Origin of the sequence: Rhodopila sp. (assembly GCF_965277165.1) — a bacterium.
Classification (GTDB): Bacteria; Pseudomonadota; Alphaproteobacteria; order Acetobacterales; family Acetobacteraceae; genus Rhodopila.
On sequence record NZ_CBDICE010000005.1, the window covers coordinates 2,057,376 to 2,083,154 of the forward strand.

Annotated in this window: 25 protein-coding genes; 9 read left to right on the forward strand and 16 right to left on the reverse strand. The window is 66.4% G+C overall.

What is annotated here, in order from left to right; all coding sequences use genetic code 11:
• Nucleotides 1–5: 5 nt before the first annotated feature.
• On the reverse strand, nt 6–1,091 hold the full coding sequence (locus tag ACQY4Y_RS10185) for a TauD/TfdA family dioxygenase (RefSeq protein WP_428490431.1): 1,086 nt from the start codon (nt 1,089–1,091) through the stop codon (nt 6–8).
• Nucleotides 1,088–2,500, reverse strand: a complete 1,413-nt coding sequence (locus ACQY4Y_RS10190) for an MFS transporter (protein WP_428490432.1) — start codon at nt 2,498–2,500, stop codon at nt 1,088–1,090. Before ACQY4Y_RS10190 ends, ACQY4Y_RS10185 begins: the two co-directional genes overlap by 4 nt.
• A gap of 197 nt (nt 2,501–2,697) precedes the next feature.
• On the opposite strand from ACQY4Y_RS10190, the gene thrS reads away from it, so the two are divergent.
• The 3 genes from thrS (at nt 2,698) to ACQY4Y_RS10205 (ending at nt 6,638) form a co-directional block, all read left to right on the forward strand.
• The gene (gene thrS, locus ACQY4Y_RS10195; protein ID WP_428490433.1) at nt 2,698–4,635 is read left to right on the forward strand and encodes a threonine--tRNA ligase; all 1,938 of its coding nucleotides are present in this window, start codon (nt 2,698–2,700) and stop codon (nt 4,633–4,635) included.
• A gap of 143 nt (nt 4,636–4,778) precedes the next feature.
• Nucleotides 4,779–5,300: a translation initiation factor IF-3 gene (infC, locus tag ACQY4Y_RS10200; RefSeq protein ID WP_428490434.1), complete on the forward strand. Its 522-nt coding sequence runs from the start codon at nt 4,779–4,781 to the stop codon at nt 5,298–5,300.
• 264 nt (nt 5,301–5,564) lie between these two features.
• On the forward strand, nt 5,565–6,638 hold the full coding sequence (locus tag ACQY4Y_RS10205) for a malate/lactate/ureidoglycolate dehydrogenase (protein ID WP_428490435.1): 1,074 nt from the start codon (nt 5,565–5,567) through the stop codon (nt 6,636–6,638).
• Between the two features lie 37 nt (nt 6,639–6,675).
• On the opposite strand, the gene maiA is transcribed toward ACQY4Y_RS10205, so the two are convergent.
• Together maiA and aroQ are read right to left on the reverse strand one after the other, a co-directional pair.
• On the reverse strand, nt 6,676–7,329 hold the full coding sequence (gene maiA, locus ACQY4Y_RS10210) for a maleylacetoacetate isomerase (protein WP_428490436.1): 654 nt from the start codon (nt 7,327–7,329) through the stop codon (nt 6,676–6,678).
• 155 nt (nt 7,330–7,484) lie between these two features.
• Nucleotides 7,485–7,934, reverse strand: a complete 450-nt coding sequence (gene aroQ, locus ACQY4Y_RS10215; protein ID WP_428490437.1) for a type II 3-dehydroquinate dehydratase — start codon at nt 7,932–7,934, stop codon at nt 7,485–7,487.
• A gap of 166 nt (nt 7,935–8,100) precedes the next feature.
• Here aroQ and ACQY4Y_RS10220 point away from each other — a divergent pair, with 166 nt between their 5' ends.
• Nucleotides 8,101–8,601 carry an MOSC domain-containing protein gene (locus ACQY4Y_RS10220; protein WP_428490438.1) on the forward strand — a complete coding sequence of 167 codons (501 nt, stop codon included), beginning with the start codon at nt 8,101–8,103 and terminating at the stop codon, nt 8,599–8,601.
• 125 nt (nt 8,602–8,726) lie between these two features.
• Here the strand turns inward: ACQY4Y_RS10220 and ACQY4Y_RS10225 are convergent, their stop codons facing one another.
• Nucleotides 8,727–9,269 carry an NUDIX domain-containing protein gene (locus ACQY4Y_RS10225; protein ID WP_428490439.1) on the reverse strand — a complete coding sequence of 181 codons (543 nt, stop codon included), beginning with the start codon at nt 9,267–9,269 and terminating at the stop codon, nt 8,727–8,729.
• Between the two features lie 207 nt (nt 9,270–9,476).
• Here ACQY4Y_RS10225 and ACQY4Y_RS10230 point away from each other — a divergent pair, with 207 nt between their 5' ends.
• From ACQY4Y_RS10230 to ACQY4Y_RS10240, 3 genes are read left to right on the forward strand one after another with little or no spacing between them, the layout of a single operon-like run.
• Nucleotides 9,477–10,343, forward strand: a complete 867-nt coding sequence (locus ACQY4Y_RS10230) for a C2 family cysteine protease (RefSeq protein WP_428490440.1) — start codon at nt 9,477–9,479, stop codon at nt 10,341–10,343.
• Nucleotides 10,344–10,349: 6 nt separating this feature from the next.
• Nucleotides 10,350–10,532 carry a hypothetical protein gene (locus ACQY4Y_RS10235; protein ID WP_428490441.1) on the forward strand — a complete coding sequence of 61 codons (183 nt, stop codon included), beginning with the start codon at nt 10,350–10,352 and terminating at the stop codon, nt 10,530–10,532.
• A 39-nt stretch (nt 10,533–10,571) separates the two neighbouring features.
• Nucleotides 10,572–10,877, forward strand: a complete 306-nt coding sequence (locus ACQY4Y_RS10240) for a hypothetical protein (protein ID WP_428490442.1) — start codon at nt 10,572–10,574, stop codon at nt 10,875–10,877.
• A gap of 24 nt (nt 10,878–10,901) precedes the next feature.
• On the opposite strand, the gene ACQY4Y_RS10245 is transcribed toward ACQY4Y_RS10240, so the two are convergent.
• The 10 genes from ACQY4Y_RS10245 to ACQY4Y_RS10290 all read right to left on the reverse strand — a co-directional run bounded on the left by ACQY4Y_RS10245 (nt 10,902) and on the right by ACQY4Y_RS10290 (nt 22,400).
• Nucleotides 10,902–12,476 carry a DHA2 family efflux MFS transporter permease subunit gene (locus ACQY4Y_RS10245; protein WP_428490443.1) on the reverse strand — a complete coding sequence of 525 codons (1,575 nt, stop codon included), beginning with the start codon at nt 12,474–12,476 and terminating at the stop codon, nt 10,902–10,904.
• Between the two features lie 26 nt (nt 12,477–12,502).
• Nucleotides 12,503–12,955 carry a MarR family winged helix-turn-helix transcriptional regulator gene (locus ACQY4Y_RS10250; protein WP_428490444.1) on the reverse strand — a complete coding sequence of 151 codons (453 nt, stop codon included), beginning with the start codon at nt 12,953–12,955 and terminating at the stop codon, nt 12,503–12,505.
• 134 nt (nt 12,956–13,089) lie between these two features.
• A complete protein-coding gene (locus ACQY4Y_RS10255; protein WP_428490445.1) occupies nt 13,090–14,859 on the reverse strand; it encodes an NAD(P)/FAD-dependent oxidoreductase in 1,770 nt (589 codons plus the stop codon).
• A 175-nt stretch (nt 14,860–15,034) separates the two neighbouring features.
• Nucleotides 15,035–16,114, reverse strand: a complete 1,080-nt coding sequence (locus ACQY4Y_RS10260) for a branched-chain amino acid aminotransferase (RefSeq protein ID WP_428490446.1) — start codon at nt 16,112–16,114, stop codon at nt 15,035–15,037.
• 207 nt (nt 16,115–16,321) lie between these two features.
• Nucleotides 16,322–16,990, reverse strand: coding sequence for a metallophosphoesterase family protein (locus tag ACQY4Y_RS10265; protein ID WP_428490447.1), 669 nt, complete (start codon nt 16,988–16,990; stop codon nt 16,322–16,324).
• The gene (locus ACQY4Y_RS10270; protein WP_428490448.1) at nt 16,983–18,254 is read right to left on the reverse strand and encodes an amidase; all 1,272 of its coding nucleotides are present in this window, start codon (nt 18,252–18,254) and stop codon (nt 16,983–16,985) included. The genes ACQY4Y_RS10265 and ACQY4Y_RS10270 overlap by 8 nt, the downstream gene beginning before the upstream one ends.
• Before the next feature lie 444 nt (nt 18,255–18,698).
• Entirely contained in the window at nt 18,699–20,807 is a 2,109-nt protein-coding gene (locus ACQY4Y_RS10275) for a molybdopterin cofactor-binding domain-containing protein (RefSeq protein WP_428490449.1), read from the reverse strand.
• Nucleotides 20,804–21,268 (reverse strand): (2Fe-2S)-binding protein, encoded by a 465-nt coding sequence (locus tag ACQY4Y_RS10280; protein WP_428490450.1) that lies wholly within the window; start codon nt 21,266–21,268, stop codon nt 20,804–20,806. Before ACQY4Y_RS10280 ends, ACQY4Y_RS10275 begins: the two co-directional genes overlap by 4 nt.
• A gap of 198 nt (nt 21,269–21,466) precedes the next feature.
• A complete protein-coding gene (locus ACQY4Y_RS10285) occupies nt 21,467–22,069 on the reverse strand; it encodes a substrate binding domain-containing protein (RefSeq protein ID WP_428490772.1) in 603 nt (200 codons plus the stop codon).
• On the reverse strand, nt 21,960–22,400 hold the full coding sequence (locus ACQY4Y_RS10290; RefSeq protein ID WP_428490451.1) for a LysR family transcriptional regulator: 441 nt from the start codon (nt 22,398–22,400) through the stop codon (nt 21,960–21,962). The genes ACQY4Y_RS10285 and ACQY4Y_RS10290 overlap by 110 nt, the downstream gene beginning before the upstream one ends.
• A 90-nt stretch (nt 22,401–22,490) precedes the next feature.
• On the opposite strand from ACQY4Y_RS10290, the gene ACQY4Y_RS10295 reads away from it, so the two are divergent.
• Together ACQY4Y_RS10295 and ACQY4Y_RS10300 are read left to right on the forward strand one after the other, a co-directional pair.
• On the forward strand, nt 22,491–23,189 hold the full coding sequence (locus ACQY4Y_RS10295) for a pirin family protein (RefSeq protein ID WP_428490452.1): 699 nt from the start codon (nt 22,491–22,493) through the stop codon (nt 23,187–23,189).
• A 225-nt stretch (nt 23,190–23,414) separates the two neighbouring features.
• Nucleotides 23,415–24,032, forward strand: a complete 618-nt coding sequence (locus tag ACQY4Y_RS10300) for a TMEM175 family protein (RefSeq protein ID WP_428490453.1) — start codon at nt 23,415–23,417, stop codon at nt 24,030–24,032.
• A gap of 74 nt (nt 24,033–24,106) precedes the next feature.
• Here the strand turns inward: ACQY4Y_RS10300 and ACQY4Y_RS10305 are convergent, their stop codons facing one another.
• A complete protein-coding gene (locus tag ACQY4Y_RS10305) occupies nt 24,107–25,573 on the reverse strand; it encodes an oligosaccharide flippase family protein (protein WP_428490454.1) in 1,467 nt (488 codons plus the stop codon).
• Nucleotides 25,574–25,779: the final 206 nt, after the last annotated feature.

Here is a 25,779-nt window from a genome sequence, read left to right on the forward strand (position 1 = left end):
TCCTTTCAGTAGGGCGTGTCGCGCATGCCCAGGGCGAGTGCCGCGCGGGCCTGGTAGGCGCGCAACTCCGGGCCGACGTTCTGGCCCTTGAAGCCGCCGCGAACGGTATTGCGCTCGACGCTTTTGTAGGCGTCGCGCAGGGTTTGGTGCAGCGGGCGGGCGTCCGGGATGGAGAGCCACAGCCGCAGCAGGTGGCGCTTGCGTTCGGGTTCCTCGAAATCCTCGAAATGGGTGCGGGAGTGGACCAGGACGTGGTTGTTGACGAACTGCATGTCGCCGCGTTCGAGCACCATGTCGAAGCGGAACTCGTCGGTTTCGGCGAGGTCCTGGATGATATCCAGGGCGCGGTGATCGGCCTCGGTCAGCCTGGGCGTATCGTCGCGCAACTGGCTGGCGCGGATATGGTTGCGGATGTAACGAGCGGCGAAATGGCCGTCTCGCCGGCTGTAGACCGGGGCCATGTAGAACGGCGGCTCGTCGTCGGCCTCCTCGTTCTGGCGGTTGTGCGGCAACGGGCGGTAGAGCCGATCGAGCAGGACGGGATCGCGGCGCAGGATTTCATTATGGATCGCGATCGAACTGGCGATCCGGCTCAACCCGCCGCTGCGGGCGGTTTGAAGGCAATAGAGTCCGACCACGTCGGTGCCGTCGACATGGTAGTCGAGTTCGGCGTTGGTGTTGTAGCCGCGCCCGCCGGCGCCGCGGTATTGGCCTCCGGCGCTTCGCACATCGGACATCAGTTGGCTTGCCTTGCCTTGTGGCCGAGCGACGCCGAGATGGGTGCCGATGGCCCAGAACAGCAGCCGGTTGTCGTCGGCGCTGAATTGGTCGGCGGGCAGGCCGCGGATGGTCTTGAAGCCGATGCCTTGTTCCAGTTTGTCGGTCACTTCGGCCAGCACGGATGCGAAGGCGCCGAGCGGGACGTCGGTCCGGGTCAGTTGCAGCATCGGTTTGGCGGTGGCGCGAACCGCTTGCAGCATCGTGGTGACGGCGTCGGCTTCCGCCGCGGTCAGGTGGCGCAGCCAGCTGCCGCCGGCGGCGACCTCGGCGGCGCGCCAGGCGGCGGGGGTTTCGATAGCGCTGTGCGTCATGGATTCTCCCGAACTGGAAGCAACCCCACGGGGTCAGGAGCGGCGTCGCCTAGCGTGCTGGCGAGGCTTTCGAGCGAACGTTGCCGGGTCTCGACGCCGGCGAGCAGGACGACGAGGGCGAGGATCACCAGCAGCGTCGCCATGCCGGCCGATACCGCGCCGACGCCACCGACGGCGAACGCCCAGACCACGCCATACTGCGCTCCGGCGGCGGCCAGGCGTCCGGCGGCGCCGGCCAGTCCGGCGCCGCGCATCCGCACCTGGGTGGGAAACAGTTCCGGGATATAGATCGCGTAGCCGACCGAGACCAGCCCGTAGGCGGACACCATAACGCCGAAGCCGATCGCCATCAGCATCGCATTGCTGCCGGCATAGGCGTAGCAGACGCCGAACGCTGCCCAGGACAACGACAGCGCGATGATGCCGGGGCGGCGTCCGTAGCGATCGGCGATCAGGCTGCCCAGCAACGAACCGACCGGCGCGCCCAGCCCCATCACCGCGGTGAATGCCAGCGTGGCGACGATGCCGTGGCCCTGTTTGACCAGGAACGTCGGCAGCCAGCCGTTGAAGCCGTACAGCACCGTAGTCGAGGTCACCGCGGTGAGCAGCGCCAGCAGGGTGCGCCGCAGCATAGGGCCGGAGAACAGGTAGGATAGACGGTCCGGCACCGGCGCCTGAACCGGGGTCGGTTCGGGGGCGGGCAGGTTGGCGGCGCCGCCGCACTCGGCTTCGATCGCGGAGAGAATGGTTTCCGCCTCGGCCAGGCGGCCGCGCGATTCCAGCCAGCGTGGTGATTCCGGCATGTTCTTTCGTGCCACCCACACCGCCATAGCGCCGAGGCCGACGATGACGAACATGGCGCGCCAACCCAAGGTGGGGATCACCGCGAGGCTGACGAAGCCGGTGGCGGTTACCGCGAGGTTGGTGAACAGCGACAACAGGCCGACCCAGCGGCCGCGATGCAATGGCGGGATGAACTCGGCCAGCGTGCCGTAGCCGACCACGATCTCGGCGCCGAGGCCGATGCCCATGACGAAGCGTAGCGCGATCAGCACGCCCATGTTGGGGGCGAACACCGCCGCCAGCGAGGCCAGGCCGAAGATCGCCAGGTTGATCTGATAGGATGCGCGGCGTCCGAATCGGTCTCCGATCAGCCCGGCGGCGCAGGCGCCGACCAGCATGCCGAGGAAGGTGTTGGACAGGAACGAGGCGTTGATCGCCGGCGTTGACCAGCCATCGTGCACCAGGGCGCCGAGCAGGCTGCCCTGCAGGTAGATGTCGAAGGCATCGAAGAACATGCCGGCGGCGATCAGCGTCAGGATACGCCGGTGAAAGGCGCCCAGCGGCAGCCGGTCCAATCGGGCGCCTGCCCCGATCGTGCCGGGCGCGGCGGTGAATGTTTCGGCCATCGTTGCCTTCCGGTGGAGTTTGCCGGCGGTGGCCGGCGTTTGGCGGTTCATGTTGCCTGGGTCTCGGGCAAGCGCAAGCCGGCGTGCGCTCGCTCTGGGGCCGGCGGTCGGCGCCGGTGATGGTCGCCACCGCTTGCTTCGGCGCCATGTTTGACTTCATAGACAGCTTGCCCAGCAACCTTCAGGACCTGCGATCGATGCCTGCTATCACCTTGCCCGACGGTTCCGTGCGCCAGTTCGATGCGCCGGTGACGGGGACCGCGGTGGCCGAGGCGATCGGCCCCGGGCTGGCCCGCGCCGCGCTGGCGATGAAACTCGACGGCAACACCGTGGATCTGGCGACGCCGATCGATCACGATGCGAGCATCGTGTTCGTCACGCGGCGTGACGCCGAGGCGCTGGCGATGATTCGCCACGACGCCGCCCATGTGCTGGCCGAGGCGGTGCAGGAGCTTTATCCGGGCACCCAGGTCACCATCGGCCCGGCGATCGAGAACGGCTTCTACTACGACTTCGCTCGCAACGAGCCGTTCACCCCGGAGGATTTCGCCGCCATCGAGCAGAAGATGCGGGAGATCATCGGCCGCGGTGCCCGGTTCGAGCGCCGGGTGATCGAGCGCGACGAGGCGATCACGTTCTTCCAGGCCAGGGGCGAGAAATACAAGGCCCAGTTGATCCAGGACCTGCCGGCCAGCGAGACCATCACGCTGTACAGCCAGGGCGACTGGATCGACCTGTGCCGTGGGCCGCACATGCGGTCTGTGGCCGATGTCGGCACCGCGTTCAAGCTGATGAAGGTGGCTGGCGCGTATTGGCGGGGCGATCACCGCAACGCCATGCTGAGCCGCATCTATGGCACCGCCTGGCGCGACCAGAAGGAGTTGGACTCCTATCTGCACCAGTTGGAAGAGGCCGAACGCCGCGACCACCGCAAGATCGGCAAGGAGATGGACCTGTTCCATATCCAGGAGGAAGCGGTCGGGTCGATCTTCTGGCATCCTAAAGGGTGGAGGCTGTATCGGACGGTGGAAGCCTACCTGCGCCGACGGCTTGATGCGGCGGGTTATCAGGAAGTGAAGACGCCACAGTTGCTGGACCGCTCGCTGTGGGAGAAATCCGGCCACTGGGACAACTATCGTGAGCACATGTTCATCGTCCAGGTCGAGAATGAGGACAAGTTTCTTGCCTTGAAGCCGATGAACTGCCCCTGCCACGTGCAGATTTTCCGCCAGGGCATGCGATCGTACCGCGAACTGCCATTGCGGATGGCCGAATTCGGCTCCTGCCACCGCTACGAACCCTCGGGTGCGTTGCACGGCATCATGCGGGTCCGGGCGTTTACCCAGGACGACGCTCATATCTTCTGCACCGAGGCCCAGATTGCCCCCGAAACCGCGCGGTTCATCGCGCTGTTGTCGCGGATTTACAGTGATTTCGGTTTTCCGGATTTTCGGATCAAATTCGCCGACCGTCCGGACGCCCGCATCGGCAGCCAAGAAACCTGGGACCATGCCGAAGGCGCGCTGCGCGAGGCCTGCGCCATGGCCGGCGTAGAATACGACTTAAATCCCGGCGAGGGTGCCTTCTACGGGCCAAAGCTGGAATTCGTCCTGCGTGACGCCATCGGTCGAGACTGGCAATGCGGCACGCTGCAGGTCGATTTCAACACCACGGAGCGGCTGGACGCTGAATACGTCGGCGAGGACGGTGCCCGCCACCACCCGATCATGCTGCATCGGGCGATCTTCGGCAGCTTCGAGCGGTTCATCGGCATCCTGATCGAGCAATATGCCGGACGGTTCCCGTTGTGGCTGGCTCCTGTCCAGGTGGTGGTGGCGACCATCGTGTCCGACGCCGACGACTACGCCGGCGAGGTCAGCGAGGCTTTCGCGCGGGCCGGACTGGCGGTTGCCCCCGACCTGACCAACCAGAAGATCAACGCCAAGGTCCGCGAGCACAGCCTAGCGCATGTTCCGGTCCTGGCGGTGGTCGGGCGCAAGGAGGCCGAGACCCGCACCGTGGCGTTGCGGCGGCTGGGCAGCCAGGCCCAGGAGGTGCTGTCCTTGCAAGAAGCTGTTGTGAGACTTGCATCAGAGGCAACACCTCCCGATCTTATTTCAGGCAGGGTGACTTGATTTTAGGCCCGTGTTTCGCCCACACTAGATACTTGGCAAACGCTGACAAAAGGCAAACGCTGCTAAAGAGCAGGTGCCGGGCGGATCGCCGCCGCCACCGAAAGTTGTAACAGAAACAGGAGAGAGCAATAGCCAGAGGACCAATGGCCGCCCCGCCAACCCGCGACGGCCCCCGCGTGAACGAGGAAATCCGCATCCCCCAGGTTCGCCTGATCGACCAGGATGGTGAAATGCAGGGCGTGCTGACCGCTAGGGAGGCCATTCAGCGCGCCTTCGCGGTCGGCCTTGATCTGGTGGAGATCAGCCCGAACGCCGATCCGCCGGTCTGCAAGATCCTGGATTTCGGCAAGTTCAAATACGAACAGCAAAAAAAGCGGAACGAGGCCAAGAAAAAGCAGAAGGTCATCGAAATCAAAGAGATCAAGGTTCGTCCGAACATCGACGAGAACGACTATCAGGTGAAAATGCGCGCCATGAAGTCGTTCATCGATGAAGGCGACAAGGTCAAGGTGACGCTGCGATTCCGTGGCCGCGAAATGGCCCACCAGGACATTGGCGTGCGGGTTCTGGAACGCATCCGGGCCGAGATGGACACGACGTCCAAAGTGGAACAGATGCCGCGGATGGAGAACCGTCAAATGGTCATGGTGCTGTCGCCGCGGTGAATGCGTTGCGCCGGCGGCCGGACGCGGTTTTCTGTCCCCGGTTTTTCCGCCGCGTCTTTTTCCGCCGCGTCTTCTCGGGACCTGCCGTCCTCTCGCACCGTCAGCGCGCGTCGTCGCCGGGCCTTGGTTCGGCGATTCGCGACCGTGCCGTCATCACTGCCTTGGTGTTATCGCCGAGCCTTGCCAGATGAGCTACGGCTTTGCCGCTGGCCCACGCGATCGGATCGTCGGGCCGCGCGGGCCCACCTACCTGAAAGCCCTGCCATGCCAACGCTTCCGCCCCGTGCGCTGAAAGCCCTGACCCACCTGATCGCCCGCCGCATGGGCAGCGAGGACGGCGAAGCCGAGCAGGTTGCCGACCATCTGGTCCGCGCCAACCTGGCCGGTCATGACAGCCACGGGGTCGGCATGATCCCGACCTATGTGCGGCTGCTGCGCGACGGTTTGCTGGTGCCCAATCAGAGCGCCGATATCGTGCTCGATGCCGGTGCGTTGCTGGTCGTCGATGCCCGTCGCGGCTATGGCCAGCGCATGGCGGCCGACGCGGTGCGCCGCGCAATCGCACGGGCGAAGGAGCTGGGGGCGTGCGTGCTGGCGTTGCGTAATTCGTCCCATATCGGCCGCGTCGGCACTTACGCCGAGCTCGCGGCGTCGGAGGGATGCGCGTTCACCGCCTTCGTCAACGTGGCTGATCATCATGACGTGCAGGCGACGTGGGCGGCGGCGGAACCGAGGCTGGGCACCAATCCGTTCTGCGCCGCGGTGCCTGGGCCGAACGGGCCGGCGGTGATGCTGGACATGGCGACAACCACGATTGCCGCCGGCAAGGCTCGGGTGGCGTTCAACAAGGGGGTGAGCGTCGCCGACGGCTGCCTGATCGATGCCGCGGGCAATCCGACAAACGATCCCGCGGGCTTCATCCGCGACCACACCGGCGCGCTGCGGGCATTCGGCACGCACAAGGGGTCGGGGCTGGCGGTGATGTGCGAGATCATGGCCTCGGCGGTCGCCGGCGGCCAGGGCGCGTTCGACGAAGCCAAGGGGGGCGTGCTGAACTCGATGCTGGCGACGTTGATCGACGTTTCGAAGCTGGGTGATCCAGCCGCGATCGCGGCCGACATCCAGGCGGTGAAGTCGCACGTCAAGTCCGCGCGCCCGGCGCCTGGCTTCAGCGAGGTGCTGACCCCGGGCGAACCCGAACTGCGCCATGCTGCGGTGCGGGCCGAACAGGGCATCGAGGTGGATGACGTGACGTGGCGGGACATTCGTGCGGCCGCCGAGACGTTGGGCATCAGTGCCGCCGAGTTCGATCAGGCGGTCGGGGCCAATCGGGGGTAGGGTTTTCAATTCCCCAGAGCAGGCGGCGGCTGCCGGTTCAGTGACGCGCCGGGGCGCCGGGCTGACGCAACGGCACCGAGCGGGCGAATTCGTCTCGTGCCAGGCAGGTTTCGACGATCCGGCTGACCACCGCCAGATCGGAGAAATCCACGCCGAAGCCGCGTGCGCCGATCGCCTGGCTGAACAGGCAGAGATCGGCGATGGTCGGGGTATCGCGATGGCAGTAATCGCCGGTTTCGGGGTCGCCGGCGAGCCGGCGTTCGCCGATCGCCAGTCCTTCACGGAACCAGTGCCGGATCCAGCCGGCGCGGGAGGCCTCGTCCTGGTGCATGACGTCGGCGAGGTAGCCCCGGATGCGTGGCACGATCAGTGGATGATGGTCCGCCGCCCACAGCAGAGCCAGTGACCGGACCCGCGCCCGGGCGGCGGGATCGGGCGGCAACAGAGCAGGCGTGGGATGGGTCTCCTCGAGGTATTCCAGGATCGCCAGCGACTGGGTCAATCGCGGTCCGGCATCGAAGATGACCGTCGGCACCGCCGCCTGCGGATTGACCGCGCGATAGGCGGGGGCGTTCTGCTCGTCGGCGTCGAGGTCGATCATCTGCTCTTCGAACGCCAGGCCCTTCAGGTGCAATGCGATGCGGACCCGGAACGAGGCTGCTGAACGCCAGAAGCCGTACATCTTGATCATCGGCGAGGTCCCCGAGGGGGTGAAGCGGTAGCATGTGGCCTAACATCCGGCGGCGGGCGGGCGCAAATCAGCCGCGGCCTCGGCGCCGGGACATCGCGCTGACGGATCGGCCTAGGCGCCGTGAAGCGGCGACGGATCGGCCTCGCCGCGGGCGGTTATCCGGCCTTGTCCTCGATCAGCGTGGCGACCCGGCGCAGGGCCAGCAGATAGCCCTGGGTGCCGAACCCGGCGATCACTCCGTCGGCGCGGGTGGATACGAAGGAGTGGTGACGGAATGCCTCGCGTTTGTGGACATTGGAGATGTGAACCTCGATCACCGGCGGGTCGAAGGTGTTCAGCGCGTCCAGGATCGCCACCGAGGTATGGGTGAACGCCGCCGGATTGATGACGATGGCGCCGGCGGCATCGCGTGCCTGGTGGATCCAGTCGATGATCTCGTATTCCCGGTTGCTCTGGTGGAAGCGTAGTTCCAGCTTCAGTTCGGCGGCCAGGGCGCGGCATTCGCGCTCGATGTCGGCCAGCGTCTCGTGGCCATAGATGTGCGGCTGGCGCCTGCCGAGAAGATTGAGGTTCGGGCCGTTCAGGACGTAGACCAGGCGGCTCATCGGGCGGTTCCTTATGTCGTGCGGTGGCCGTGTGTCGGTGTTTCGTTCGGCCTGATGGGGCCGGGGGCTTTGATCGGGATCACTATCGCGCGGCGGCAAGTCGGACGGAAGCGGTTGCGATCGGGTGCGAGTGTGGTGGTTGCGGCATGAACAGGGATATCGCCGAATGAAGCCGTGCTGTCCGCTTGGGCGGCTGCTGAATGCGCCGATGCGTCCGGGCACGGTCGCCTGGATCGGTCTGCGGCCGGCGCGGCGGCAGGGGCTGATCGCGGTGGCGCGGGCCGAACTCGACCCCGATGGCGGCCTGATCGGCGACCACTACCAGGGCCGCGCCAATCGCTGCCGGCAGGTGACGCTGATCGGGGCCGAACACATCGCCGCAATTGGCGCCTTTCTGGGCATTGGGCCGATCGAGCCGGACCTGTTGCGTCGCAACGTCGTGGTGTCGGGCATCAACCTGCATGCGTTGAAGGGGCGGCGATTCAGCCTGGGGTCGGCGCTGCTGGAGGCAACCGGGGAGTGCCATCCCTGCTCACGCATGGAGCAGGCGCTGGGTGTCGGCGGCTACAATGCGGTGCGCGGCCAAGGCGGGGTGACCGCGCGGATCGTGCGCGCCGGAACTGTGGCGGTCGGTGATGCGATATGCCGCCGCGATGAGGCTGACTGAGGGTATGCCGGGACGGCGGCGGGCTTCGGAGGTGGGGTTGCCCCAGCTGGCATGCGGTCGGGCCGGGCCGGCCGGGTTTGGCGGCCGGGGCCCGGGCGGGCGGCGCGTGGTGGCCGGTGCCTGTGTTATAGCAAACGCTTGATCCGCAGCAGCCCGAACGCCGCGATCGTCATGGCCTCGCGCAGCGTGCCGTCGCCGATCATGGCCTCGAACTCGGCCAGCGCGAAGCTTCGGCACACCATGTCCTGTTCGGTGGCCTCGCGATCGGGTTCACCCTGGGTCAGGTCGGTCGCCAGAAAGATGTGGCCGCGCTGGTTGCAGTAGCCGGGGCCCTGGAAGATTTCTCCGGCATGGATCATGGTTTTGGCGGTCAGCCCGGTTTCCTCGCGCAGTTCGCCCACGGCCAGTCGCATCGGGTCGATGTCGGGTGCCTGCTCCCACATGCCCATCGGGAACTCCCACACCCGGGCGTTGACCGGATAGCGGTATTGCTGGACCAGGGTCAGCCGGCCGTCCTGCCACGGCGCGATCACCGCGAAGTCGGATCGCTCGACCACGCCGTAGAGCCCATCGGACCCATCGGGGCGGCGGATGCGGTCTTCGCGGATCCGGGTCCAGCGGTTCTGATAGGCGATGCGGCTGGAAAGTGTGGTGTATGGGTTGGTCATCGTGTCGCGCTGCCTGTGTTTGCCTGAGCGGCTGGTAGCACAGGCGATGCGGCGGATTTGGCGTCCGGCGTCATGGCGAGCGATTTTCATACTCCGATAATCAAACGCCGAGTATATTTTTACCAATACATCCAAATAACCGGTGTTCGCTAACTGTTCCTTAAATATTTGATGCGATATCTGTGTGGACTTGAAGGAGATGTGGCCATGACAACCGGAATACATTCGCACCACTTGCAGGATGATGGTGTTTCCTGGTCAGCCGATACGGGTGGCGGTTCGCTGGCCGATCTGTCGGTTGATGCCGTGGCAGCGTCGAAAGCGATTTTGGCAAACCCATTTGGCGCGAACCCGTCGACCGCTTTGACACAAACGCTGTATCTGACCGAACCGGGCACCGCCGCCCCGGTCAGTGTGTTCGATATCAACCAGGGGCAGCTTGGCGACTGCTTCCTGCTTTCGCCATTGGGCGAGGAAGCGTTGTACCATGCGGCTTCGATCACCAACATGATCCATAACAATGGCAACGGCACCGAGACCGTAACCCTCTACACCGATCAGAGCGGGCGCCTGCCTGGGTTTGGCAGTTCCGGCTTCAAGCCCATCGGGGTGACCGTCACCAACAGCTTTTCCGCGGCCTCGGTCAACAATGGCCCGACCCAGGATGTTTTCGCCGGACAGAAGGAGATCTGGCCGCAGGTGGTGGAGAAAGCGGTCGCTACGCTGAACGGCGGATATGCCGCGATTGCCAACGGCGGCTATCCGGTGCTGGCGATGGAGGAACTGACCGGTCACACGGCCAGCGCGATGTCGCCGGCGGCGCTGAGCTTGGCGTCGCTGCAGCAATTCGTCGCGGCGGGTGACCTGATCACCATGGACACGTCATCGAGCGGGCGGCTGCCGTATGGCCTGGTCAACGGCCATTGCTACATGTTCGACAAATTGACTGGCAGCGGGACTTCGGCCAGCGTTCAACTGCTCAACCCGTGGGGACTGGATCAGCCGTCGGCGATTCCGCTGACCCAGCTTGCGCAAGGTGGCATCGTCGAGATCGACATCGGACACGCCGCTTGAGAAGGCTTGGCGGAAGAAGGCTTGGCAGAAGAAGGCTGGGCAGAAGAAGGCTTGGCAGAAGAAGGCTGGGGCGGGGATAAGAACGACGCTCCGCCGGATGGTTCCGCTCCGGACCCGACAACGGTCACGTCTATTTTTGCGATAACTTTCCAATTACCTCCGCAAAATTTTCTCGACTTCGGCCTGTGATCCGCGAAAAGCTCCGGTCCTCGATAACCGGAGGTCGAGTTGCACGCAGTTGCCCTGCCTTGGATTGACGAAGCCGACTACCCGCTGTTCCAGGCCTTGATCGTGGACCTTCCCCCCACGCACAAGGTTTGGGTCGATCGGCAGAGGACGGTTGCCGCCTTTTTGCAGGTGCGGGGCGGGGCTCCGGAAATCGCCATCGAACCCGCTGCGTTCCAGTGGCATCTGTGGGCGACCGGGCGCGAACGGCTGGAGCAGGAACTGTGGATCCTTGCCGCGATGTGGGTCAGCGGGTTGCCGCCCGCTGCGGTTGCGGACCCCGAGCGACAGCCGATATCGTATAATTAGTGTCGATCGCTTTTGGCTCCGGCATCAGTTCTTGGACCCGGACGCCGTCGGTTTCAATGCTTGTTTCCGGGGCGGACGTGTCAGCAGCAACAGCGGCAGCACCGCGATGGCAAGGATCAGCATCAGCTTGAAGTCATCGACGTAGGCGATGATTTGGGACTGCCGTGTGATCTCGTGGTTCAGCATCGTGGCGCCGCGGACCGACAGCGGGTTCCAGTATCGCGCGACGGCGGGGGCCTGCAGCGCTCGATTGAACGGGGTCACCCCGGCGGCGATGATGGCATGATTGACCTGGGTGTTGGTCGCCAGCAGCGCGCCGGTTACGGTAATGCCGATGGCGCTCCCCAGATTGCGCATCAGGCTGTAGATGCCGGCCGCTTCGGTCCGCAGCGCCGACGGCAGCGTCGCGAAAGTGATGATATTGATCGGGATGGTCAGGAAGCCGATGCTGAGGCCCTGCAGAAAACCGACGCTTACCATGGTCCATTCCGAGACCGCCGGGGTCCAGCCGGTCATCAGGTGCAGTGCGTAGGCGCCGGTGATAAAACCGATGCCGACCAGCAGGCGGGCGCTGATCTTGCCGATCAGGCGTCCGCAGACCAGCGCGGCGAGCATCAGTCCGGCGCCGCGCGGCGCCAGCACGATGCCTGCGGTCACCACCGGATAGGCCATCAGTGTCTGCAGATAAGGCGCCAGCAGCGCCAGGGTCGCATACATGATCAACCCCATGGTGAAATACAGGCTGATCCCGACGACAAAATTCCGGTCGGTGAACAATCGGGGTGAGAGGAACGGTTTCGGTGCCAGGAAAAATTGCACGAGAAACAGGTACAGGCTGATGCCCGCCAGGAACGCTTCCACGATGATTTCACCGGAACCGAACCAATCCAGCGTCTCACCCCGGTCGAGCATGGTCTGAAACGCGCCGATCGCCAGGCTGAGAGTGGCGAAGCCGATCCAGTCGAGCCGGACTGATTTGCCGTAAGGTGTCTCCTTCAGGAAGGTCAGCAATCCGATCGCGGTCACCACGCCGAACGGGACGTTGATGTAGAACACCCATCGCCAGCTATAATTCTCGGTCAGCCAGCCGCCGAGGATCGGGCCAAAGATCGGCCCGATCATGACCCCCATGGTCCACAGCGCCATCGCCTTGCCGCGCTGCTCGATCGGATAGATGTCGAACATCACCGATTGCGACAACGGCACCAGGGCGGCGCCGCACATGCCTTGCAGCACTCGGAAGATGACGATCTCGTTCAATGACTCGGCAAGGCCGCACAGGACCGATGCCAGGGTGAAGCCGACGACGGCGATCACGAACAGCCGCGTGCGGCCGAACCTGGAGGCCAGGAAGCCGGTGGGCGTGGTCATGATCGCGGCCGCCACGATGTAGCTGGTCAGCACCCAGTTGATCTCTTCCTGGCTGGCCGACATGGTGCCCTGCATGTAGGGCAGCGCGACATTGGCGATGGTGCTGTCGAGCGACTGCATCAGTGTCGCCATGATGGTGCACACCGTTATCACCAGGCGAAGCCCCGGGGTCAGTCCGGCAAGCGGAGATTCCGGGCGCGCGGTCCTGACCGGGCTTGTCTGCGGCATGGTATCGGGGTCCGCGCTGGACGCCGTCACTCCTCGATGCCCTGCTGCTTCGCGAGATTCTGGCAGACCAGTTCCAGAGCCCGGGTGGCGGCTTCGACATCATCAAGGGACAGCCCGACAAGGGTTGCGTTGCGGACCTCGCGCGAGGCGGCTTCGACCCTGTCGATGATCGACAATCCGCGTTCGGTCACGCTGATGGTCTTTGCCCGGCGATCGCCGCTCTCCTCGCGCCGCTCGATCAGGCCGGCCACTTCAAGTGCGTCGAGCAGCCGCACGACGGAGGATCCATCGAGCACGAGCGAGCCGGCGAGATCCTTCTGGCGCACCGGAGCGGGGGCACGCGCGAGGTGGATCAGCGGCAGCCAGGTTGCCTCGGTTAGGCCGAACGGCTGCAGGCGGCGATCCACCGCGCGTCGCCATTGTCGAGCGGCGCGGGCGATGAGGCTGGCGAAACCGTCGCGGAGCTGTTGCTCGCGCATTTTCACTGCGGGCCCTTTAACTGGTATCGCATTATATGGTACGCCATCGATTGCCGCAACGGCCGGACCCGTCGACTGCCTCGAGCACGACCCGGACGGCGGTCACCGGCGGTTCGAGATGCGGAGATACGCGGCTATCCGTAGGCGACCGCACCCTGTTCCCGGGTCATCCGCTCAGCCAGCGGCACGCCGAGCAACCAGCAGGCGACCGCCTCGGCCACCCTGATTCCATCTACCCCGGCGGAGAGGATGCCGCCGGCGTAGCCCGCGCCCTCGCCGGCCGGGAACAGACCTTGGGTGTTCAGGCTTTGGCCGTCGCTGCCGCGGAGGATGCGGATTGGGGAGGAGGTTCGCGTTTCCACCCCGGTCAGCACTGCGTCATGCATGGCGAAGCCGGGGATGTCGCGGGCGAACCGACCCAGCGCCTGGCGGATCGCCTCGATCGCGAAGCCGGGCAGGCAGGCGGCAAGGTCGGCCGGCTGGACCCCGGGTTGGTAGGACGGCACCACCTCGCCCAACGCCACCGAGGCTCGGCCGGCAAGCAGGTCGCCGACAAGTTGGGCCGGCGCGGCATAGGTCGCACCGCCGGCGTCGAACGCCCGGCGTTCCCAGTGGCGCTGAAAGCCGATGCCAGCCAGCGGTTGGCTCTGCGCGGTGTCGTCGGCCGCGCGGTCCGCTGTGTAGTCGGTTGGGGTGAGGCCGACCACGATGCCGGCATTGGCGTTGAATTCGGCGCGCGAATACTGGCTCATGCCGTTGGTTGCGACGCAGCCGGGTTCGGAGGTCGCCGCGACCACCCGCCCGCCTGGGCACATGCAGAAGCTGTAAACCGAGCGGGCGTTGGTGGCGTGATGCACCAGCTTGTAGTCGGCGGGACCGAGTTGTGGGTGGCCGGCGAAGGCGCCGAACCGGGCGCGGTCGATGAGCGACTGCGGGTGCTCGATGCGGGCGCCGATGGAGAACGGCTTGGCCTCGATGCGGACGCCGCGGCGGTACAACATGGCGAAAGTGTCGCGGGCGCTGTGGCCGATCGCCAGGATGACGGCGTCGGCCTCGATCTGCTCGCCGCCCGCCAGGGTTAGGCCGCGGACGTGGCGGTCCCGGTCGAGCAGGATGTCCTGGACGCGGGCCGAGAAGCGGTACTCGCCGCCAAGCGAGCGGATCTTGGCGCGCAACCCTTCCACCACGCTGACCAGGCGGAAGGTGCCGATATGGGGTTTGCTGGCGGTGAGGATGTCTTCCGGCGCGCCTGCCTCGACGAACGCCTGGAGCAGGCGACGCCCAAGGTGGCGGGGGTCCTTGATGCCGGAATAGAGCTTGCCGTCCGAGAAGGTGCCGGCGCCGCCCTCGCCGAACTGCACGTTGGATTCGGCGTCGAGGCTGCCGCGACGCCACAGGCCCCAGGTATCGCGGGTGCGGTCCCGGACCGGCTTGCCGCGTTCGAGGATAAGCGGGCAGCAGCCCATTTCTGCCAGCGTAAGCGCTGCAAGCAGGCCGCACGGGCCGGTGCCGATGACGACCGGGCGTCTGGTCGGCGGGCGTTTGGCTGGGACATTTCCGGCTGGGACGTTTCCGGTTGGGAGGTTTCCGGCTGGGACGTGTCTGGGTGGGGCGCGTTCGGGTGGGGCGCCGAGTTCGATCGGGGGGCGGTAGCTCGTATCCGGGGTGGGGCGAAGCCGCGGGTCGATTGCGTGGCGGGCCATACAGGCTGCCTCGTCGCGAAGGCGGACATCGACCGCGTAGACCAGGATGATGGCGGAGCGGCGGCGAGCATCGTAGCCGCGGCGGGCGATGGCGAGGCTGAGCAGGTCGTCGGGCGGGATGTCGAGGCGGGACAGCACGGCCTGGCGCAAGGCGTCAGGTGCGTGGTCCAGCGGCAGCTTGACTTCGGTCAGGCGGAGCATGGCGCGTGGTTACGAAGCCTTGGAGCGGTCTGGCACCAACTGCTCGGGCCGCATGCGGGGTCGCGGTGCGGAAGCCGGACCGGGGCGCCGGTCCGGGGGCCAGGGGTCGGGTCGGCCACACCGGCGGCGAAGCAGGGCGGCCGGCGGTCGAGGCGATAGATCTGGGACTGTCCGCTTATCCGCCCAACCGGTTGCCCAGCGGGCGGGCCCAGCCGTGCGGGTCGGGGGCGGTTCCATACTGGATGCCGACGATGGTGTCGTAGAGTTTTTGCGTTAGCGCGCCGGTGCGGCCGCCGTTGATGATGTAGCGCTCGCCTTTGTAACCCAGCTCGCCGACCGGGGAGATCACGGCGGCGGTGCCGGTGCCCCACATCTCCAGTGTGCCGGCGCGGGCGGCGGCCAGCACCTCGTCGATCGCGATCGGGCGTTCCGACACGCGCAGGCCCCAGTCGCGCATCAGCCTGAGTGCCGAATCGCGGGTGATTCCGGCCAGGATGGCGCCGTTGAGCGCCGGGGTGATCACCTCGTCGCCGATCTTCAGCATGATGTTCATGGTGCCGACCTCGTCGAGGTATTTGTGTTCGGCTCCGTCGAGCCACAGCACCTGGGTGTAGCCGGCCTTGTCGGCTTGTTCGGCGCCGTACAGCGAGGCCGCGTAGTTGGCCATCGTCTTGGCCGCGCCCAGGCCGCCCTGCACGGCTCGGACATGGGTGTCGGAGGCCAGGATGCGGACCGGGTTCATGCCCTCTTTGTAGTAAGCCCCGACCGGGCCGACGATCACGTAGTACAGGTAGCTGTCCGAGGGATGCACGCCGAGGAAGGTTTCGGTGGCGATCACCGTGGGGCGGATATAGAGCGAGGTGCCGGGCAGCGACGGCACCCAGCGCTGGTCGACCTCGACCAGGGCGCGGATCGATTGCTCGACCATCGTCGGGTCGAGTTCGGGGATGCAGAGGTAGCGCGCCGAGGTGTTGAGACGGCGGGCGTGATCGGGCAGGCGGAACAGGCGGACGCGGCCGTCTGTGCCGCGGAACGCCTTCAGCCCGTCGAAGATGGCCTGGCCGTAGTGCAGCACGCAGGTCGCGGGGTCCAGGGTGAACGGGTGATACGGCTCGATGCGGGGGTTGTGCCAGCCCTTGCCGGTTTCGTAGTTCATCAGGAACATGTGGTCGGAGAACACCTTGCCGAACGCCAGCGTTTCGTCGGCCGGGGTCTTCTGGGGGGTGGCGGTTCGGGTTATTGCGATCTGGTTCACGTCTGTCTCGTGGATGCGGGGGGCGGATCGAGCGGTCGAACACTACGATATCATGACGGTGAAAACCAATGCCTGGTTTGATCGGCCGCCATGCGGGGCGGTGTTCCCGGACGTTGAGCCGTTGGGTTTGGTGGTAGAACGCGGGTTGTGAGCCCGACGCCTCGCGATGGCCTGGTCCGGCGATCCGGTCTGGCGATCCGGTCTGGCCTATCGGGTCTGGCGGTCCAATAGCCACGGCTCCGCCAGACCCAGGCCGCGGACGCGGATCGCGTTGGGCAGCACCGCCTGGTAGGACTGGTGGTGGTGGCCGTGCACGATCAGTGTGGCGCCGCAGGCCTCGGCCAGCGCATCGATGGCGGCGAAGCCGTTGGGATGGCTGGAGGGCGCTTCGTGTGACACCAGGATGTCGCAGCCGAGTGCGGCGAGACGTTCGAAGTCCTCGGGAAATATCGTATCGCGGTGGAACAGAGGCAGTCCGCCGCGCCAGGCTTCGTCAGGCCGCAATGCCGCCTGGAAGGTGGCGCGGGTGGGATAGCCTGGCGGCGCGTCGGGTTGCCAGACCCTGGGCTTGAACACTCCGGGCAGGCCGCCGACCCGCAGACCGTCGATGTCGGTCACGCGCAGGCCCAGGTCGCCGGGGTGGGTGGTCAGGTTGTCGTAGGCGGCCTCGGTCTCGGTATCATGATTGCCGAGGATCCAGCGCAGGTCCCAGCCGCGTTCGACCGCCGGCTCCAGCAGCTGTGCCAGCGGCGCCGAACAATCGCAATCGCCGACCAGGATCAGGGTGCCGGGGGGAAGCGCCAGGCAGGCGCGCAGGATCGGGTTGAAATTGCGGTGCGGGTCGCCGGCGAACAGGATCGGCGCCGGGTCATGCAATCGCCGCCTCCACCCAGCGCGCCCAGGCCAGCACGGCCCGGTCGTCGCCTTGGCGACCGACGATCTGGATGCCGAGCGGCAGACCGTTCGGGCCGCTGCCGGCGGGGACGGTGACGCAGGGGACGTGCAGCGAGGTCCAGATCAGGTTGAACGCCGGGTCGCCGGTCCATTCCAGGCCTTTTGGAGCCTCACCGGGTGCGGACGGCGTGACCAGCACGTCCAGCCCTTCGATCGCGTCGGGGAAGCCGCGCTGGGTGGTCTCGAACACCTGATAGGCGTGCTGTAGTGCCGATGGCGGCTGATCGAGGCCGAAGGCAAGCCGTTCGCGCAGGCCTTCGCTGATCTGGTCGGGGTGGCGCGCCAGTTCCCAGCCCAGGGCACGGGCGCTTTCGTTGTTCATGATGATGGGGTGGGCATCGACCAGTTGGTTGAAGTGGGCGGGCAGTTCGCGTTGGCTGACCTGGCCGCCGGCGCGGCCGAGGGCCTGGGTGACGCGGGCCAGCAGCGCCTGGGTTTCCGGCGCGGCGAGGTCCCAGGCGGGGGATTGGCAGATACCGATACGCGGCGGCGTGGCAGGCTTGGTTTCGGGATCGCCGAGGTCGCGGCCGGACACGGCGGCGGCGAACAGCGCGCAGTCGGCGGCGCCGCGAGCGATGACGCCGACCGTGTCCAGGCTGTCGGACATGATTTTCATGCCGTTGCGGTTGATCAGGCCGTAGCTCGGTTTATAGCCGACTACACCGCAATAGGCGGCGGGGCGGATCACACTGCCGGCGGTCTGGGTGCCGTAGGCCAGCGGAAACATCCCCGCGGCGACGCCGGCGGCGGAGCCTGAGGAGGAGCCGCCCGGGGTATGGGCAGGATTGACCGGGTTGGTGGTGGGCCCGGGTTTGCGCGTGGCGAACTCGGTGGTGACGGTTTTGCCGATGACGATGGCGCCGGCGGCGCCGGCCCAGGCGACCGGGGCGGAGTCGGCCTTCGGGCGGTGGTTGGCCCAGATCGGGGAGCCGTACTGGCTGGGCATGTCGGCGGTGTCGAGCACATCCTTGACGCCGACCGGGAGGCCTTGGAGGGGGCCGGGTTTGGTCGCGGCCGCGGCGGCTCGGGCCTGGGTGGGATCGAAGTGGGCGAAGGCGCGCACGGTCGGATCGCGACTGGCGATGCGGTCGAGATAGGCTTGCAACAAGTCCGACGCGGTCAGCCGCCCATCCCGGATCATGCGTACGGCGGCGACCGCCGACAGGGTGATCAGATCGCTCGACATTGATGGTGCTCCGGTTTTGATGCACGCAACACTGGCATGGTGAGGCTCGTCAACTGCGCGTGCAACGGTGTGGGGTGTCGGCGGCGGCTAGAAGGTTCGACGGCATTGGTCGGCGCTGGTCGACGAAATGGTGGCTTGATCCGAGGCAGGTTGGCGTTGCCGCTTCGGCTTTTGTTAAGGTTTAGCACGGAGCAGGCGGAGCGTCACGAAGGCCACGGAGGTATCCGGCGGCAGGGCGGCATCGCCGTGGCTGAAAATGTAGGTGCGTCGCGGTCGCCCGCAGCCGCCGCCGAGGTGTTCGAGTGGTAGATTGTTTGAGCGGTTCCAAGGGCTCGCTCTTGGCGGGTCCAGGACGGACCCCTGGCGCTGTGGCTTGCTTGCCGGCGGCGCGCAGGAAACCGATAGACCGCCGGGAGCGCTTTTGGCGGCGACCTGATCGTGGGATCAGCGCACCAGTGCGGCGGCGATCCGTTCGCGGGTCAGCGGCATGTCGCGGATGCGCGCGCCCAGGGCGTGGGCGACGGCGTTGCCGATGGCGGCGGCGGTGGGGCCGAAGGTGCATTCGCCCATGCCCAGCGTCGGCTGGTCGGGGTTGGGCAGGATGGTGACGTCGATTTCCGGCACCTCGGAGAATTTCAGGATCGGGTAACGGTCCCAATCCAATGAGGTGATGCCGTCGCCGTCCAAGGTCACCTGTTCCTTGAGGGTCATGCTGGCGGCTTGGACGATGCCGCCCTCCAGTTGGTTGCGGGCGCCGTCGGGGTTGATCACCAGGCCGGCGTCGGCGGCGCACCAGACGCGGCGCAGGGTGATGTCCTGGTCGACATCCAGCTCGACCGCGACGCAGGCGTAGGCCGCCTTGTTCTTGTAGCGGCTCCAGGCCAGGCCCAGCCCGCGGCCGGTGCCGGCGGTGCCGCGGCCAGTCCAGTTGCAGCGGTCGGCGACGTTCTCGATCAAGCGTCGGGCCCTGGGGTCGGACAGCAGCGACAGGCGGTAGACGACGGGGTCGATGCCGGCGCGTTCGGCCAGCTCGTCGATGAAGCATTCCAGCGCGAAGACGTTGGGCAGAGCGCCGAGGCCGCGCAGCGAGGAGGTGCGCACCGGGGTGGTCAGCGCCAGGTGGTGGATCACCCGCTTGGCAGGAAAATCGTATAGCGGGAAGGCGTTGCGGGTGCCGCCGCCGCCGTTGGCCTCGGTGGGGTCGTTAGCCTTGGCCGGGGGCGGCGGATTGGGCATCGCCTCGTGCGCCAGCATGGTGCCGCCGAACACCGGGCGCTGCACGTGGGAGCCGGCCCAAACTTCTGCGGTCCAGTCGATCGGGCGGCCGGCGTCGTCCAGCGCGGCGGACAGGCGAGTCATGTGGGCGGTGCTGACCGGTTCGAAGCCGAATTCCTCTTCGCGGCGCCATTGCACGCGGATGCAGTGATCGGGGATTTGCAGGGCGATGACGGCGGCATCGAGGGCTGCGTCGTCGGCGCCGTTGTGGCCGTAGCAGCCGGCGCCGTGGGCATGGCGGACGCTGACTTGCTGGCGCGGCAAGCCGATTATGTCGGCCACGGCGTTGCGCAGCGGGTAGACGCCCTGGGTGTGCGACCAGATCGATAGATGGCCAGCGCGATACTCGGCCAGCGCGCAGGATGGCGCCAGTGCGGCGTGGGCGACGAAGGGACGCGAATAGGTCTCGCTGACGATCGTGCCGGTCGGGGACTGCGGCAGGGGGTCGCCGAGGTGGCGGTCGTCGGCGGGTTGGTCGCGAAACCAGGCGGCCTCCTGCTGTGCCGGGGTCAGCACGCGCACCCCGGTCCATTCGGCGTGCGCCGGGGCGACGCTGGCGGCGCGCTGAACGGCGGTTTCATCGGTGCTGACGAAGGCGACGAAGTCACCGACGCGGACGACGCGGATGTCGCGGGCCGCCGCCTTGAGGATCGCCGCCTGGTTCAACGAGCGCAGCCTGGCGTCGCGAGACGGCTGGCGCAGGGTTCGTGCGTGCAGCATGTCGGGGCGGACGATATCGTGGATGAACGCGGCACCGGTCAGCTTGGCGATCAGGTCGCGTCTCGGAACCGGCTGGCCGACGACCTTGTAGGCGGCTGGCGGCTTGGGTGTCGCGGTGCCGGCGATGTCGGCGGCGAAGTCCTCGGCGGCGGCGAAGCTCCAGTAGTCTTGTCCGGTGGGGTTGCCGTCCTGGTAGAACGTGCCGTCGTCGACCGACAACTGGTCGGGCGAGCAGTTCAGCCGCTGCGCCAGGCGCGAGAGCACGCGGGTGCGCAGTTCGGCGCTTACCAGGCGGACGGAGCGGCCGGACACCTCGATCGACTGGCTGGAGCTGGTGGAGCCTTCGTCGGGGGCGTGTTCGGTGTCGCCGGACAGGATGTCGATGCGGTCGATGGCGACGTCGAGTTCCTCGGCGGCGATCTGGGACAGCGCGGTGAGCACGCCCTGGCCGATTTCGACCTTGCCGACGGCGAGCTTGACGGTGCGATCGGGCGCGAACCGCAGCCATTTGTCGATGCGGCGGTTGTTGAGGATGCTGAGCGGCAGGGTTTCGTTCATGGCGCGGTCATTTCGGCGGCTTGCTGGATGGCGGAGATGATGCGGGTATGGGTGCCGCAGCGGCACAGGTTTTGGTCCAGCGCGGCGGTAATGTCGGCGCGGCTGGGGTGGGGGTTGCGGTCGAGCAGGGCCTTGGCGCTGACGATGATACCGGACAGGCAGTAGCCGCACTGGCCGGCCTGATGCTGCAGGAAGGCGCGCTGCAGGGGGTGCGGGGCCTGCGGGGTGCCGAGACCCTCGATGGTGGTGACGTGGCGGTGGGCGACCGAACCGAGCTCGCGGGCGCAGGACGGCGCTGCTTCGCCGTCGATCAGCACCATGCAGGTGCCGCACTGTTCCAGTCCGCAGCCGTAGCGGGTGCCTTTCAGATCGAGATGATTGCGCAGCACGTCGAGCAGCGGGGTGGTGGGGTCGGCGTCAACGGACACGAGACGTTCGTTGACGGAGAGGTCGGTGGGCATGGTGCGGTTTCTCCCGTGCTGGGCGGATGGGCGAGCGGGACGGCGGCGCTGGGCGCGGTGTGCGTATCATCTGGACCGTTCCCGGTCATTCCGTCAAAATCGCGGGTGGCGGCCGGGTCAGGTGATGACGCGAAGCGCGGGTTGGCGGGTGGCAGTGGCGCCTGGGATGCCGTCGATCATCAGCATAGTCGTTGCCAATCACCCTTGGGCGGCGGCCCAGGGGGGCCGGGCGAGTGATCGCGCCAAGTGTTCGACCAGCATCTGCACGCGCAGCGGGCGTAACGGACTGGGCGGCATGAGCAGGTGCAGCCCGAGCGCCGGAGTCGACCAGTCCGGCAGTGCAACCTCGAGCAGGCCTTGGCGCAGTTCCCGCCAGACCAGGAACTCGGGTTGAAGCGCGAGTGCTTGTCCGGCGACAAGAGACGGCGTCAGCAGATCGGCGTTATCCGCCCATAATTGCGCAGGCGGCTCGACCATCACGTCGCCGAAGGCGGGATGACTGAAGCGCCAGACCCCGCGCGTCGAGTCGCCCGAATAGACCAGGCACCTGTGCTGGGCGAGCTGACCGGGGTGGGTGGGCCGGCCGTGCCGATCAAAATAGGACGGCGCCCCGACGAGCAGGATGCGCACGGTGCAGAGCCGGCGAACGAGCAGGGTCGAAGCCTCCAGGTTGGCGATCCTAATCGCCAGGTCAAATCCGTCGGCGACCACGTCGACATGACGGTCGCTCAGCGCCAGATCGAGCACCACCTCGGGGTAGGCTTGCAGGAAATCGGGAAGCGTGGCGCCGAGATAGGCGATACCGAACGAGAGCGGCGCGCTTATGCGTATGCGCCCGCGAGGGGTCGAGGACTGGGCGAGGGCCTCTGCTTCTGCCGCCTCGCCCGTCGGTCAGGATGCGGGTGGCACGCTCGAGCGAGGCGCGTCCACTTTCGGTCAGCGCGAGCCGTCGGGAGGTGCGGCTCAGGAGCGAGGCGCCGAGATGCGCCTCGAGGCGGGTGATCGCCTTTGAGACGGTCGGCTTGGAAAGGCCGAGCTGGTCGGCCGCCCGAGCGAACGAGCCGAGTTCGGCTACCTTGGCGAAGATGGCCCAAGCCTCGAAGTCGGGCAGGCGTTGCATAAATTCCGGCATCGGTGAGGTGCGGACGTTTCTATTTCACTGCCCGTCCGCCGTCTGCATATTTCGTGGGTCGGAGCGGCTCACGCTCCTAGGAGAACCCGGATGATCGAACGCAGACCTTTTTCGAAGCTCGGTGGCGCCGACCACGGCTGGCTGGACGCCAAGCACCACTTTTCTTTCGCCGGCTACCACGACCCGGCCAGAATGGGCTGGGGCCCGATCCGGGTCTGGAACGACGACACTATCGCCGCGGGCACCGGCTTTCCGCCCCATCCGCACGCCGACATGGAGATCGTCACCTATGTGCGGGAGGGAGCGATCACCCACCAGGACAGCCTGGGCAATCTTGGGCGCACCGAGGCGGGTGACGTGCAGGTGATGAGCGCGGGGTCGGGTGTGCGCCACTCTGAGTACAACCGCGAGCCGGGGCCGACCACGATCTTCCAGATCTGGATCGAGCCGACAACGCACGGAGCCGCTCCCGCCTGGGGCGCCAAGCCGTTCCCGAGGGGCGAAAGGTCGGGCCGCTTCGTCACGCTGGCCAGCGGCTTCGCCGACGACGGGGACGCTCTGCCGATCCGCGCCGACGCCCGGGTGCTCGGCGCGACGCTGAAGGCGGGCGAGACCGCCGAGTATCGGCTTGGCGAGGGTCGGCATGCCTACCTGGTCCCGGCCAAGGGCTGCGTCGCGGTCAACGACGTGCGCGTCGATGCTCGGGACGGGGCGGCCATCGCCGAGGAGGACGTGCTGCGGGTCACCGCGGTCAACGACGCGGAAATCGTCCTGGTCGACGCCGCCTAGTGTCCCGCGTCCGAAGTTCGCCATATCGGGCGAACATCAGCCTCGCGACAGTCGCTTTTTGTTTTCAGTGGCCTGCCGATCCCATGCGTCCGCCGCGGAGTGCGGCGAACTTCTGGGGCAGGACACCGGGGGCGATCGCATGGTGTCCTTGGAACCACGCGATCTCGGCGCGGGCCGATCCAACTGCGGCGGTCGGATCAATCCCTTGCCCGAAAGGAGACGAGCATGGGTTCGGAGCGCCTGACCGCGCTGACCGATGGGTTGATTGCGGTCGTTATCACCATCATGGTTCTTGAACTGAAGCCGCCGCACGGGGCGGACCTGGAGAGTCTGGCCGAGCTTTGGCCGACATTCCTGAGCTTCGCGCTGAGCTTCATTTATGTGGCGATCTACTGGAACAACCATCACCATTTTTTCAAGCTGGTGCCGCATGTGAACGGTGCGGTCATGTGGGCCAACCTCAATCTGCTATTTTGGTTGTCGCTGATTCCGTTCACGACGGCATGGATGGACGAGCACAACCTGTCGCCGGTGCCGGTGGCGGTCTATGGCGGATCGCTGCTGTGCACCGCGTTGAGCTGGTATCTGATGCAGGCCACGATCGTCGGGATGCAGGGATCGGAGTCGTCGCTTCGCCTGGCTTTGGGGCGCGACCTGAAGGGCAAGATGTCGCCGTTGCTTTACCTTGCGGGCATGCTCCTTGCCTTTGTCACGCCGCTGGCTTCCTATGCGGTTTATGTTGGCGTGGCGGTCGTCTGGTTGATCCCCGATCGCAGGATGGAAGCGGCTCTGCGCGAACCCGCGGTGCTCAAGCGAAAGGCCGATGAGGGCAGCGCTTCATGACGCTTGCCACGGCGGCTATTTGTTTTGTCGCATGATTCGCGCCGTTTGAACGTTTCGCTCAGCGCGATCATGCTTTAGTCGGTCAGTGCCGGGACATTCGGGGCGAAGCGCTTGCGCAAGGCCTTGCGGCCGATCGAGCGGACGTCGCCGACATCGAGGGTGATGGCGGTGACGAGATAGACCGCGCCGCCCAGCAGGATGGCCTCGAACAGGCCGAACCAGTTCAGCGGGAAGCGCATCCAGGTCAGCACGGCGGCCATCGGCACGACCGCGAGCAGGCAGCGCACCACCTGTCCGATGGGCAGCCAGACCGGGAACAGCGAGGTGCCGAGGAACCATCCGCCGACAACTGTCCCGGCTTGGCAGAGCAGCGCGGTCCAGGCCGCGCCGAACATGCCGTAGCGCGGCACGATCAGGAGATTGAGCGCGATGTTCACCACCGTGGCGGGTAGGTAGGTCCACAGCATCTGCAGTGGCCGGCCGGAGAGATGGAAGGCGTGGTCGATGAAGTGGGAGCGCAGTCCGCGGGCCAGCGCGGTGAAGCTCATGATTGGCATCAGGGCGACGACGCCGGTGCGGAATGCCGGCCCGACCAGGGAGGCGGCAATATAGTCGGCGGTCAGCGCCAGTCCGACGCAGGCTGGCAGGGTGACCACCAGAAGGGCGATGCCGTTGCGGCCGTTTTGCAAGCGGGCCGCCTCGAGGCCTTGGTTTTCCAGCACCTGGACGACCAGGGGGAAGGTTGCGGTGGAGATCGAGGAGCAGATCAGCGTGGTCGGCCGCTCCACCAGGTTATAGGCGACGGCGTAGATTCCCAGCGCGCTGGTACCGGCGAGCGATCCGATCAGGAAGCGGTCGCTGCTTTGCAGGATGACGGCGGTAGCGGCGACCGCGACCAGTGGCCAGGCATATGCGACGAGCCGCACCAGTTCGGTCTTGTCCAGCGTGCCGGCGGCGCGGCGGATCGGTGAGGCAAGCAGGCGCAGATCGATCGAGGAGCAGAGCACGGCGGCGATCAGCAGCCCGACGATGATTGCCTCGGCGCCACGGCCCAGCACTGACATCGCGGCAAGGCCCAGGCCGAGGCCGAGCAGGGCGTGCATACACTCAATGGTGTTGAAGCGCCGCATCTGGTTGGCAGAGCGGTTGACCGACTGGTTGAGTTGCACCAGCGAGCGGAACAGCAGCAGGGGCAGGGCGAGCCAGGCGGCGATGCGATAGTCCGCCGGCAAGTCGATCAACAGACCTGCCGCGACGCAGATCGCGGCGACGGCGAGCCCCATCAGGTAGAAGACGGAATAGGCCTCTTTCAGCAGGCCGTCCTGGCGGTCGGCGATCGCGGCGGCGGGGTAGAACCGCATCACCGCGATCGGCAGCGCGTAGAACATCGAGGTCTGCAGGATGAGCACGGCGGAGAACACGTAGCTGTAGCCGCCGAAGGCCGCCGGCGAGAGTAACCGAGTATAGGCGTACACCATCACAACCGAGACAAGCGCCGGGATCACGTTTGACGGGATATAGCCGATGATCTGGCGATACACGATTGGGCAGCCTCGCGAACGACGGTGATCGGGCCGATGACATTTTTCGGCCGCTGTTACTACTATTGGTTGGGCGCGTCGGTGACTACGCTCGCGAGGGCGGAAAGTTCAATGCAAAAAATCGCCGGAACGAGACAGATTCGGATGACGATTACAATCATAACGAATCGATCTGGGGGGGTCCAAATCACGTTGCCATGACGCTG